The 13211-nt window shown below is 64.8% G+C and carries 5 protein-coding genes; 2 read left to right on the top strand and 3 right to left on the bottom strand.

The genetic code is table 11. From position 1 onward, the window contains the following. Window positions 1-7: 7 nt before the first annotated feature. The 3 genes from GJ698_RS06665 to GJ698_RS06655 all read right to left on the bottom strand — a co-directional run bounded on the left by GJ698_RS06665 (window position 8) and on the right by GJ698_RS06655 (window position 4164). Window positions 8-1366 (bottom strand): hypothetical protein, encoded by a 1359-nt coding sequence (locus GJ698_RS06665; RefSeq protein WP_154356835.1) that lies wholly within the window; start codon window positions 1364-1366, stop codon window positions 8-10. A gap of 81 nt (window positions 1367-1447) precedes the next feature. Further along, entirely contained in the window at window positions 1448-3142 is a 1695-nt protein-coding gene (gene recJ, locus GJ698_RS06660; protein ID WP_154356834.1) for a single-stranded-DNA-specific exonuclease RecJ, read from the bottom strand. Then, the gene (locus GJ698_RS06655) at window positions 3139-4164 is read right to left on the bottom strand and encodes a hypothetical protein (RefSeq protein ID WP_154356833.1); all 1026 of its coding nucleotides are present in this window, start codon (window positions 4162-4164) and stop codon (window positions 3139-3141) included. The genes recJ and GJ698_RS06655 overlap by 4 nt, the downstream gene beginning before the upstream one ends. A 370-nt stretch (window positions 4165-4534) precedes the next feature. On the opposite strand from GJ698_RS06655, the gene GJ698_RS06650 reads away from it, so the two are divergent. Continuing rightward, window positions 4535-12388: an SdrD B-like domain-containing protein gene (locus tag GJ698_RS06650; RefSeq protein WP_166454817.1), complete on the top strand. Its 7854-nt coding sequence runs from the start codon at window positions 4535-4537 to the stop codon at window positions 12386-12388. Window positions 12389-12423: 35 nt separating this feature from the next. Beyond that, complete coding sequence (locus GJ698_RS06645) at window positions 12424-13140, top strand: PEP-CTERM sorting domain-containing protein (RefSeq protein WP_154356831.1); 717 nt, start codon at window positions 12424-12426, stop codon at window positions 13138-13140. Window positions 13141-13211: the final 71 nt, after the last annotated feature.

Genomic DNA, 13211 nt, shown 5'->3' with positions numbered 1-13211 from the left:
TAATGGATTATTTATACTCCTTTTTCGTATTATTTGCAAATGGTGTGCGTGTTTCCTCGGTCAGCATGCCCATCACATACTTCATTACCTGCGTGGTGCCGGTGGTGCTTTGCCCGGTGGATGCATGCGCCAGCTTGCCGTTGTTGTAGCTGATTTCCGTGTCGCTGACGCTGTCTTCGCTGATGCGCTTGAAGTAATAGTTTTGCGACTGCCTGCTGTTATCCAGCGCAAGCGACGCATCGGCCGACAACGGCTCGTGGAAGCTGGCTTCCAGGTGCGCGTGCTGTTTCTGCGAGATCGAACGGCTGCCGTGACCGTAATCGTTGATGGCCGTGTCCTGCGAAACCTGATAGGCAAACGTGTCGACCTCGCTCTGCCGCATCGGATTGGACGCCACTGGCGTGTCGGTCATGGACGCGCTGAAATCGGGCAGTCCCGTCAACATGGCGTGATCGGTTTCCGACAGGTCGACCGGACGGGCGGACAGCGCCGTGGCCGTCGTCGCGGCGCCGATCATCTGCTTGAAGGCGGCTTTGAACGTGTCCAATGTGCCGGCATTGGCATGTCCATGAACACCGGCATCGTCAAACTGCTTGAGATAGGCCTCCATGCTGGCCTTGCGTTGCTGGGCGTTGCCGAGGACCGCCAGCTGGCGCAGGTTGACAGCGACGTTGACCTTGCCATCCGGCCCATCACTGCTGAACGAGCGCGTCTTGTCATCGGCATGGAAACGCTGCGTTTGCACCGCCACGCTTCCGCGCTGGACTGTCGCTTGCAGGTCGATCGACGACAGCAGGCTGTGGTCATATTGCAGCAGGCCGCCGAAGTCCAGTTTCGACGAGTCCGTCATGCTGTCGATCGCATTCTGGAAGCCGTCGGCAAGTCTGGACAGGGCGTTGCGTTCCGCCACACTGAGTTTGCCGCTGCTCTTGATCTGCAATGCCAGGCGGTCGCCGGTGCTGTCCAGGCTCACGTTGACGGTGACGCTATCGGCCAGCGTAATGTTCAGGGTGATTTGATACGCAGTCTGGGCATCGGGGCCTGATCGCGAGACCGATTGCGAGAAGTTGCCCGGATCGTTACCCAGGCGTTGCAGTGCGGCCGCGCCCAGACCATCGAAGCGGGAAAAAATGGAGGGCGATCCATAATTAATCGTCATCAGCGAGGTGATCGGATCGCTGGACCTGCTTGTCCAGACCAATGGGCTGATCACGGGCGGCTGCATGCTTTGCAGGCTGCCGCCGGACGCGACAGCCGCCGCCTGGACGGAAGGATCGGTAGCGGCAGGAGCGCTGGATTGCTCCTGCACCTTGCGTACGGGTGACGCCGGGATAAGGCTGCTGCTGACGGAGGAAATGGTGGCCATGGGGGCTTTGTGACGATCGCAGGATTGCTACTGTTAGTAGCGTCACAATCTATACAAATATTAAATCCATGGCCGCGCTGGTCAAAGCGGCTCGGCGTGCTCCACCAGCAGCTGCACCTTGGTGACGCCGTTGTATTCGTTGGCGTCGAGGCGGAACGCCACCTTGGCGCGGTCGCCCAGCGAATCGACATGGCCGAACCAGATAGCGTCGTAGCGTGAACCATTTTTCTCCAGCAGCAGCTTGAGGTGGCGCTCTTTGAGGATGCGCTGGCTCACCACGCGGAACTCGTCGCAGAACACCGGCGGCGCGAAGCCCTGGCCCCACACCTGGCCGGCCATCAGTTCGATGAAGCCGGTGGTGTAGTAGGCATCCTCCAGCGGGCCGTCGGTTTCGATCACGCGTTCCAGCTGCTGTTTGCTGAGCCACGCGCGGCCCACTTCCTCGAAGGCCTCGGCGAAGGCGTCGAAGGCGTCGGCGCGCAGCGTCAGGCCGGCCGCCATGGCGTGGCCACCGAACTTGTCGATCAGCGACGGCGCTTTTTTGTACACCAGATCCAGCGCATCGCGCAGGTGGAAGCCGGGAATCGAGCGGCCGGAACCCTTGATCCAGCCATCCGCGCCGGGCGCGAAGGTGATGGTCGGGCGGTAGAACTTCTCCTTCAGGCGCGAGGCGACGATGCCGATCACGCCCTGGTGCCAGGTGTCGTCGAACACGCAGATGGTGCTGCGTTCGGCCGGCTCAAAGGCGTCCAGGTGCAGCAGGGCGGCGTCCTGCATGTCGGCTTCGATCTCGCGGCGTTTCAGGTTGATGTCGTTGAGCTGCTGCGCCAGTTCCCATGCGCGGCCTTCGTCGTCGGTGATCAGGCATTCGATCCCCAGCGACATGTCTTCCAGCCGGCCGGCGGCGTTCAGGCGCGGGCCCAGCGCGAAGCCCAGGTCGAAGGGATTGGCGTTGCGCGCTTCGCGTCCCGCCACGCGGAACAGCGCCGCCACGCCGGCGTGCATGCGGCCGGCGCGCATGCGCTTCAGGCCTTGCGCCACCAGGATGCGGTTGTTGGCGTCCAGCCGTACCACGTCGGCCACGGTGCCGAGCGCCACCAGGTCCAGCAGGTTGTCCAGCTTGGGCTGCGTCTGGGCGTCGAACACACCGCGCTGGCGCAGCTCCGCGCGCAGCGCCAGCAGCACGTAGAACATCACGCCGACGCCGGCGATATGCTTGCTCGGAAAGCCGCATTCCGGCTGGTTCGGATTGACGATGACGCGCGCGGCCGGCAGGGTGTCGGCCGGCAGGTGGTGGTCGGTCACCACCACTTCGATGCCACGGCGGTTGGCTTCCGCCACGCCGTCGATGCTGGCGATGCCGTTGTCGACGGTGATGATGATGTCCGGCTGCTTTTCGCGCGCGGTCAGCTCGACGATCTCCGGCGTCAGGCCGTAACCGTACTCGAAGCGGTTCGGCACGATGAAGTCGATGTTCGCACCCATGGCGCGCAGGCCGCGCAGCGCCACGGCGCAGGCGGTGGCGCCGTCGCAGTCGTAGTCGGCCACGATCACCATGCGCTTGCGCGCGGCGATGGAGTCGGCCAGGAACACGGCGGCGGCGCCGATGTGCAGCAGGCCGGATGGCGGAATCATCGCCGCCAGCTCGCTGGACAGGTCTTTGACATCGGTCAGGCCGCGCGCCGCGTACAGGCGCGCCAGCACCGGGTGGATGCCGTTCTGGCGCAGCATTTCGGATTCGCGGAACGGGAAAGGGCGGGTGGCGATGCGGGTCATGGTTGCTTCAACAGGGAATTCAGGGAGGGCTGGCGCCAGAACTTGCGTTGCGCCAGTTTGCTGCTGGCGACGGTGGTGGCGCCGAAGCGGTGGCTCAGCACCAGCTTGACGCTGCCGATGCGGCCGCCCTTCAGCGCCGCCAGCAGCGGCGCAAACCATTCCTGCTCGATGCGCTGCATGCGCGCCAGCCAGTCGGCCCAGTCGCCCACCTGCGCCGGCGCGATCAGGTCGGCCAGCATGGCGGCGCCTGGTTTGGCGATCAGCTGCTGCGCCGTTGGCGCGCGCAGTTCCGGCACGGCCAGCGCCGCCATCCATTCGGTGCCGCCGCCGATGGCGACCTGGCCGGCCGGCGCACCTGGTCCGGCGCCGCCCCACAGCCAGCAGGAATTGACCGCCTGCAGGCCGCGCGCCTGGCGCGCTTCATTGATCGGGTGTTCATGCCACAGCATCTGGACTTCGTTTTGCAGCTTGCGGAAGGCGCGCGCGTGCTCGCCTTCCGGCAGCCAGTCGCCCATGCTCTGGGTGGTGGCGGCGTCGGGCGAGGCGGTGTCCAGCGACGCCCAGTCGTCGGCGCGCATGAACCACAGGCCCGGCGCGCCGTGCAGCAGCGGCTTGCCGATGTCGTCGAAATACGGCCGGGCGATGTCGTACAGGCCGCGCGAGTCGGCCTCGCTCAGCTGCAGGTTGCGCAGGTCGGTCAGCAGGAAATGGGTGCGCGAGATCTGCACGTAAGCCGGCTGCAGCATGAACCAGTGGCCTTGTTCGGCTTCCTTGTGCAGGCCGCAGCCGCGCATGCAGGCGGTGGCCAGCGGCGCGCCGGCGCCGCTGGCCAGGCCGAGCGCCTGGGTCAGCCAGGCTTCGTGCGGCAGCACGCGGGCAGCGTTGTCGAACAAACTATATTCCAACGTGCTGTGACGGGATAGCAACATTGCCAGCGCCGGGGTCTTGAGTGCGCGCAGCAGGTCTTTGGCCAGCTCCGGCGGCGGCAGGGCAAAGGGTAAGGCGAGGGTAATTTCGGTCATCCCGAGATTGTAGGGCAAAGCGCGGCTGGATGAATTAATTCTTTAGGGAAATAATAATTTCAGAAAAACCACAGGAATGAGAAAAAACTTAATTATTGTAAGTAAATGTTCGCTATAATTGCGACAACTTAGATGTACACAAGGTATCACTTAAACCCCGTGATTACCAAACTCCTGTTTTACATGTCACTGCCTACCCAATCAGCGTAGCCGCCGTGTCTGCCCGATTTATAACTCCAAAAACTATTTTTGAAGGCATTGTATGAGCTCGCTTAGTCTTGCAACCACTATTCACATTTGCGAAGATACCAATGGTACTTTCGAGATCCGCGATCTGTTGGCCAGCGCCGGCTATACGGCAAGTACGACGTTGAAAATCAACGCTATGTCGGTGACCATGCCCGACCACACCGTTGTCAACACCGACACGCCGCTGATCGGCAAAGTGGACGCCGACACCATCTACGTGCGTCCGGGCCAGTGGGCAGAGAACTACAATGGCACTTTTTCCACCTTCGAATTTGTGCTGGACCAGGGCAAAGGCGTCTCGAACAACATTACCCTCACGCTGACGGTGGTGGTGGACCCGGTTAACGACGCGCCGACCGGCGCCGACAAGACCTTCAACCTGAGCGACGGCCACGCGGTGGTGCTGGCGCAGAACGACTTCGGCTTCGTCGACAAGGTCGAGCACGACGCCTTCCAGTCGGTGATCATTACCACGCTGCCGAGCGCCGGCAAGCTGACGCTGAACGGCGTGGCGGTGACCGTGGGCGCGGAAATCTCCGCCGCCGACATCGCCGCAGGCAAACTGGCCTTCGAGCCGAGCCAGAGCACTTCCGGCAGCTTCGACGTCGGCTTCAAGGTGCGCGATGCGGGCGGCCTGGTCGGCTGCGGCGCGGCCGACACCAGCGCCACGCCGAACTACCTGACCTTCAAGGTGCCGCAGGCGCACCTGGGCGACTTCGTCTGGGAAGACAGCAACGGCAACGGCGTGCAGGACAGCGGCGAAGCCGGCCTGGCCGGCGTGACCGTGCAACTGAAGGACGCCAACGGCCAGGTGGTCGCCACCACCAAGACCGACGCTGCAGGCGCCTACCACTTCGACGTTGACGCCGGCACCTATTCGGTGACCGTGCAGCCGCCGTCCGGCTTTGTCGCCACCCAGCAGGGCCAGGGCGGCAACAACGCCGTCGACAGCGACATCAACGCCGCCGGCAGCACCGCGCCGATCGCGCTGGCGCCGGGCGAAACCAACAACAAGGCCGATGCCGGCCTGTACCGTCCAGTATCGCTGGGCGACACCGTCTGGTACGACAGCAACCGCAACGGCGTGCAGGACAGCGGCGAAGCCGGCGTGGCCGGCGTCAAGGTCACGCTGCTGGACGCCAGCGGCAATCCGGTGGCCGGCGCCACCGCCACCACCGACGCCAACGGTCATTACCAGTTCACCAACCTGAAGCCGGGCGCCTACAGCGTCCAGTTCGACCAGACCACGCTGCCGACCAACTACCTGTTCACCGCGCAGGGCCAGGGCGGCGACGCCACCAAGGATTCCGACGCCGACGTCGGCACCGGCAAGACCGCGCAGGTGACGCTGAACTCGGGCGACAGCAACCAGCACCTGGACGCCGGCATCGTCATCAAGCAGGCCACCATTGGCGACCGCGTGTGGGAAGACAGCAACGGCAACGGCGTGCAGGACGCGGGCGAGCAGGGCATCGACGGCGTGCAGGTCGCGCTGAAGGACGGCAGCGGCAAAGTAGTCAGCACCGTCACCACCCATGACGGCGGCCAGTACAGCTTCACCGTCGATCCGGGCACCTACTCGGTGTCGGTGAGCGCGCCGAACGGCTACGTCGCCACTGCCGCCGGAAAGGGCGGCGACGCCACTGCCGACAGCGACATCGACGCCAGCGGCAACACCACCGCCATCACGCTGACGCCGGGCCAGATCAAGACCGACGTTGACGCCGGCTTCTACCGTCCGGCGTCGCTGGGCGACAAGGTCTGGCTGGACGCCAACCGCAACGGCGTGCAGGATGCCGGCGAAGCCGGCGTGGCCGGCGTCAAGGTCATGCTGCTGGATGCCGCCGGCAATCCGACCGGCATCACCGCCACCACCGACGCCAACGGCAACTACAGCTTCAACGGCCTCAAGCCGGGCACTTACAGCGTGCAGTTCGACAAGGCCTCGCTGCCGGCCAACTACGTGTTCACCAACCCGGGCCAGGGCAGCGCCGACAGCGATTCCGACGCCAACGTCAGCACCGGCAAGACCGCTCAGGTCACGCTGAATTCGGGCGACAACAACCATGACCTGGACGCCGGCATCGTCGTCGTGCAGGCCACCGTGGGCAACCGCGTGTGGGAAGACAGCAACGGCAACGGCGTGCAGGATGCGGGCGAGCAGGGCGTCGATGGCGCCACCGTGTCGCTGAAGGACGCCGGCGGCAACGTGGTCAGCACGGTCGTCACCCATGACGGCGGCCAGTACAGCTTTACCGTCGATCCGGGCACCTACACCGTGTCCGTGGCGCCGCCATCGGGCTATGTGTTCACCGGCGCCGGCCAGGGCGGCAACGGCGCGCTGGACAGCGACGTCAATGCCAGCGGCGACGCCAAAGTCACCGTGGCCTCGGGCGATGTCAACAACGATGTCGACGCCGGCGTGTACCGCCCGGCCTCGCTGAGCCAGGTAGTCTGGTTCGATGCCGACCGCGACGGCCGTCTGGACAACGGTGAAGTGGGCGCCGCCGGCGTCAAGGTCATCCTGCTGGACGCCAATGGCGTTGCGGTGCCCGGTGCCGTCGCCACCACCGATGCGGACGGCCACTACCAGTTCACCAACCTCAAGCCAGGCACGTATAGCGTGCAGTTCGACAAGAGCAGCCTGCCTGCCGGCTACGACTTCACCTCGGCCGCTCAGGGCGGTCCAGGCGGCGTCGGTTCGGACGCCGACACCGGCACCGGCAAGACCGCGCAGGTAACGCTGGCCTCGGGCCAGGACCTGACGCTGCGCGCCGGCCTGGTGGTGCAGCAAGCCACGCTGGGCGACCGCGTGTGGGAAGACACCAACGGCAACGGCGTGCAGGACAGCGGCGAAGCCGGCATCGTCGGCGTCAAGGTCGACCTGAAGGACGAGAACGGCAACATCGTCAAGACCACCACCACCGGCGCTGACGGCAAGTACAGCTTCACCGTCGATCCGGGCAAGTACACGGTGTCCGTCACGGCCCCGACCGGCATGAGCGCCACCGACCAGCACAAGGCTGCGGACGGCGTCGACAGCGACATCAACGCCAGCGGCCAGAGCGACGTCATCACGCTGACCGCCGGTCAGACCAACAACAACGTCGACGCCGGCTTCTACAAGGGCGCGACGCTGGGCGACAAAGTCTGGCTGGATGCCAACCAGAACGGCGTGCAGGATGCCGGCGAAGCCGGCGTGGCCGGCGTCAATGTGATCCTGCTGGATGCCGCCGGCAACCCGACCGGCGTCACCGCCACCACCGACGCCAACGGCAACTACAGCTTCACCAACCTGAAGCCAGGCACCTACAGCGTGCAGTTCGACAAGGCCAGCCTGCCGGCCAACTACGTGTTCACCGGCGCCGACCTGGGCGGCAACGACGCCAAGGATTCGGACGCCAATGTCAGCACCGGCAAGACTGCGCAGGTGACGCTGACCTCGGGCCAGGTGTATAACGACCTGGACGCCGGCATTGCCGCCGCGCCAGCCTCGCTGGGCGACAAGGTCTGGCTGGACGCCAACCGCAATGGCGTGCAGGACGCTGGCGAAACCGGCGTGGCCGGCATCAAGGTCATCCTGCTGGACGCCTCGGGCAACCCGACCGGCGCCACCGCCACCACGGACGCCAACGGCAACTACAACTTCAGCAACCTGAAGCCTGGCACTTACAGCGTGCAGTTCGACAAGGGCAGCCTGCCGGCCGGCTACGTCTTCACCACCGCCGGCCAGGGCGCCGCCGATACCGGTTCGGACGCCGATGTCAGCACCGGCAAGACCGGCCAGGTAACGCTGGGCGCTGGCGAAAACAACCATGACGTCGACGCCGGCATCGTCATCAAGCAAGCCACCGTGGGCAACCGCGTGTGGGAAGACACCAATGGCAACGGCGTGCAGGATGCGGGCGAACTGGGCGTCGATGGCGCCACCGTGTCGCTGAAGGACGCCGGCGGCAACGTGGTCGGCACCGTGGTCACCCATGACGGCGGCCAGTACAGCTTCACCGTCGATCCGGGTACCTACACCGTGTCGGTGGCGCCGCCATCGGGCTATGTGTTCACCGGCGCCGGCAAGGGCGGCAACGGCGCGCTGGACAGCGACGTCAACACCACCGGCGACGCCAAGGTGACACTGGCTCCAGGCGACGTCAACAACGATATCGACGCCGGCGTCTACCGTCCGGCCTCGCTGAGCCAGGTGGTCTGGTTCGATGCCGACCGCGACGGCCGTCTGGACAACGGTGAAGTGGGCGCCGCCGGCGTCAAGGTCATCCTGCTGGACGCCAACGGCGTTGCGGTGCCGGGCGCCGTCGCCACCACCGATGCCAGCGGCCACTACCAGTTCACCAACCTGGCTCCGGGCAAGTACAGCGTGCAGTTCGACAAGAGCAGCCTGCCGGCCGGCTACGACTTCACCTCGGCCGCCCAGGGCGGTCCGGGCGGCGCCGGTTCGGACGCCGACACCGGCACCGGCAAGACCGCGCAGGTAACGCTGGCTTCCGGCCAGGACCTGACGCTGCGCGCCGGCCTGGTGATCCAGCAAGCCACGCTGGGCGACCGCGTCTGGCTCGACGCCAACGGCAACGGCATCCAGGACAGCGGCGAAGCCGGCATTGTCGGCGTCAAGGTCGACCTCAAGGACGAAAGCGGCAACATCGTCAAGACCACCACCACCGGCGCCGACGGCAAGTACAGCTTCACCGTCGATCCGGGCAAGTACACGGTGTCCGTGACCGCGCCGACCGGCATGACCGCCACCGACCAGCACAAGGGGGCGGACGGCGTCGACAGCGACATCAATGCCAGCGGCCAGAGCGACCTCATCACCCTGACCGCCGGTCAGACCAACAACAACGTCGACGCCGGTTTCTACAAGGGTGCGACGCTGGGCGACCGCGTCTGGCTGGACGCCAACAAGAACGGCGTGCAGGATGCCGGCGAAACCGGCGTGGCCGGCGTCAAGGTGATCCTGCTGGATGCCGCCGGTAATCCGACCGGCGTCACCGCCACCACCGACGCCACCGGCAACTACAGCTTCACCAATCTGAAGCCGGGCACTTATAGCGTGCAGTTCGACAAGGCCAGCCTGCCGGCCAACTACGTGTTCACCGGCGCCGACCTGGGCGGCAACGACGCCAAGGATTCGGACGCCAATGTCAGCACCGGCAAGACCGCGCAGGTGACGCTGACCTCGGGCCAGGTGTATAGCGACCTGGACGCCGGCATCGTCGCCGTCCCGGCCAAGCTGGGCGACCTGGTGTTCGAAGACAAGAACGGCAACGGCGTGCAGGACGCGGGCGAAGCCGGCATCGGCGGCGTCAGCGTGCAGCTGAAGGACAGCACCGGCAAAGTGGTGCAGACCACCACCACCGGCGCTGACGGCAAGTACAGCTTCACCGCCGATCCGGGCACCTACACCGTCTCCGTGACCGCGCCCAAGGATTACTACTTCAACGGCAAGGACGTGGGGACTGACGACACCGTCGACAGCGACTTCAGCAGCACCGGCCAGAGCGGCAGCATCGTGCTCAAGGCGGGCGACGTCAACACCACCGTGGATGCCGGCCTGTACAAGCTGGGCAGCATCGGCGACCGCGTCTGGCTGGACAGCAACAAGAACGGCCTGCAGGACAAGGATGAATGCGGCGTCTGCGGCGTCAAGGTCACGCTGTTCGATGCGGACGGCAAGCAGGTTGGCGCCAGCGTCACCACCGACGCCGACGGCAACTACAGCTTCGGCAACCTGAAGCCGGGCAACTACACCGTCGTCTTCGACAAGGCGTCGCTGCCGGAAGGCATGAGCTTCACCACCGCCAATGTCGGCAACAACGACGCCATCGATTCCGACGTCAGCGCCGCCGGCGTGTCGCACGTGGTCAAGCTGACCTCGGGCCAGGTCGACAAGACCGTCGACGCCGGCGTGCTGGCTGCCGCCACCATCGGCGACCGCGTGTGGATCGACAAGAACGCCAACGGCATCCAGGATGACGGCGAAGCCGGCAAGTCCGGCGTCACCGTCGAGCTGCGCGACACCAGCGGCAAGGTGATCAAGACCACCACCACCGACAGCAACGGCAACTACAAGTTCTCGGTGGAAGCGGGCACCTATTCGGTCGGCATCAAGGCGCCGTCCGGCTTCCTGATCACCGCCCAGGACCAGGGCAGCAACGGCAATCTCGACAGCGACGCCGACGCCAGCGGCAACCTCGGTTCGGTCACCGTGAGCGCCGGCCAGAACGTCACCAACCTGGACGCCGGCCTGTATCAGAAAGGCGCCATCGGCGACAAGGTCTGGTACGACACCAACGGCGACGGCCTGCAGCAGAGCGGCGAAAGCGGCGCCAAGGGCGTCAAGGTTACGCTGCTGAATGACAAGGGCGCGGCCATCGCCACCGCCACCACCGACGCCAACGGCCTGTATTCGTTCACCGATCTGACGCCGGGCAAGTATTCGGTCAAGTTCACCGCGCCGGACGGCTATGTGTTCACCAAGCAGGGCCAGGGCAGCAACGACGCCGTCGATTCCGACGCCGACAGCAGCGGCCTGATCTCGCAGATCACGGTCAGCTCCGGCCAGACCGACAAGAGCTTCGATGCCGGCCTGGTCAAGTCCGCCAGCATCGGCGACCGCGTGTGGGAAGACAGCAATTACAACGGCGTGCAGGACAGCGGCGAGAAGGGCGTCGACGGCGTCACCGTCAAGCTGTACGACGCCACCACCGGCGCACTGAAGGCCACCACCGTCACCCACGACGGCGGCCAGTACCTGTTCGACGATCTGCAGGCTGGCGGCTACAAGGTGGAAGTGGTCAACGGCAGCGGCTGGTACTTCACCAAGTCCGGCGTCGGCGGCGACACCAAGGATTCCGACATCACCACGGTATCGGGCAGCAGCGGCAAGACCGACACCATCACGCTGGCGACCGGCCAGAACCTCACCACCGAGGACGCCGGCATCTATCGCAAGGCCAGCATCGGCGACAAGGTGTGGCGCGACGCCAACCACAACGGCATCCAGGACACCGGTGAAGAGGGTATCGGCGGCATCAGCGTTTCGCTGTTCGACGCCGTGACCGGCAAGCAGATCGGCAGCACCATCAAGACCGATGCCAGCGGCAACTACAAGTTCAGCGACCTGAATCCGGGCGACTACTACCTGGCCTTCGACAAGACCAATGTGAAGGTGTACTTCTCCTCGGACAAGGCCACCTACAACATGAGCGACTGGAAGTGGGGCGTGAAGAACGTCGGCAGCAACGACGGCCTCGATTCGGACGTGGCGGGCGACGGCAAGAGCCTGGTCAACACCACCAAGACCGACACCATCACGCTGACCTCGGGCAAGAACGACATGAGCTGGGATGCCAGCATCACGCCGATCGCGATCGACCTGAACGGTGACGGCATCCACACCATCTCGCGTGAAGCCAACACCGGCAGCTTCGACCTGCTGGGCAGCGGCAAGGCGATCACCACCGGCTGGCTGTCCAAGGACGACGGCTTCCTGGCGATCGACAAGAACGGCAACGGTCAGATCGACGACATCAGCGAACTGTTCGGCGGCGCCAGCAAGGGTTCGGGCTTCGCCAAGCTGGCGACCTACGACAGCAACGGTGACGGCGTGGTCGATGCCAAGGATGCGCAGTTCTCCAGCCTGATGATCTGGCAGGACGCCAACAGCAACGGCAAGACCGACGCGGGCGAACTGATCACCCTGGCGCAGGCCGGCGTGGTCAGCCTGAAGGTCGGCTACACCGAGCTGCCATTCCTGGACGCCAACAACAACCTGCACCTGGAGCGCAGCAGCGTCACGCTGAGCAACGGCAAGACCGCCGACATGACCGACGTCTATTTCAACGTCGCGGCCGCCGATGCGGCAGCGGCCGGCGTCAAGGCACCGAGCATCGCCGACCTGCTGCAAAGCACGGCGCCGGTGGCCGAACTGGTGGGCCAGGCTCCGGTAGTTCACGCATAACTTTTAAACCAATTATTGACAGAGAGAAGAAGACCATGAAAATCAAGCATGCACTGAACACCGCAGGACTGGCAATCACCCTGGCGTTCGCCGGCGCCGCCCACGCCGGGACCGAACCTGTCCTCTACAGCAGCGACTCCAACTTCGTCGGTTTTCTGACGGACGCGGGCGGCAAGTCGATCAACGACAAGCCGTCGGCATCCGCCAATATCCAGGTGAACGTCTATGACATGGTCAATGAGACGGACCTGCACCAGAGCTTTCTGGCCTTCTGCTTCCAGCCGAGCGTGGCCAAGGATGCCTATGACTACACGGCACACTACAACGTGACCAATACGGTGGTCAGCGACAAGGTGCGCGCGCTGTATGAAAGCTCGTACAAGGACACCATCGGCAACGCCAACCAGCAGTTCTCGTTCCAGCTGGCGTTGTGGGAACTGGTGGCCGACGACGGCAATCTGGCACAAACCACCACCGGCAAACAATACTTCAGCGTGACGCCGGACGGTTTGTTTGTCGACGCCCGCGTCCGCGATGCCGACCACATGCTGAGCGAAGCGGCCAAAATCAGCGCGCCGAGCGGCATGTACCAGTACACGGTGTTCACCGCCGATAATTCGCAGACGCTGATCGCCGCCACCCTCGCCGCCGTACCGGAAGCCGATACCTGGGCGATGCTGGGCGCCGGCCTGGGCCTGGTTGGCTTCATGACCCGCCGCAAATCGAAAAAGAACGAACAATTCGCCGCTTAAGACGTTCTTAAGATCCTCCGCCGCGCCCGCAGCCATGCTGCCCGGCGCGGTTTTTTTATGGCTGGAAAGTT

It is taken from the genome of Duganella aquatilis, from assembly GCF_009674565.1.
Classification (GTDB): Bacteria; Pseudomonadota; Gammaproteobacteria; order Burkholderiales; family Burkholderiaceae_D; genus Rugamonas; species Rugamonas aquatilis.
The sequence above is the reverse complement of the archived record's forward strand: the minus strand, read 5'-3'. Positions and strand labels throughout refer to the sequence as shown.

Coding starts and splice junctions, on each gene's coding strand:
- GJ698_RS06665 (WP_154356835.1), bottom strand. CDS start 1,366: ATGGCCACCATTTCCTCCGTCAGCAGCAGCCTTATCCCGGCGTCACCC.
- recJ (WP_154356834.1), bottom strand. CDS start 3,142: ATGACCCGCATCGCCACCCGCCCTTTCCCGTTCCGCGAATCCGAAATG.
- GJ698_RS06655 (WP_154356833.1), bottom strand. CDS start 4,164: ATGACCGAAATTACCCTCGCCTTACCCTTTGCCCTGCCGCCGCCGGAG.
- GJ698_RS06645 (WP_154356831.1), top strand. CDS start 12,424: ATGAAAATCAAGCATGCACTGAACACCGCAGGACTGGCAATCACCCTG.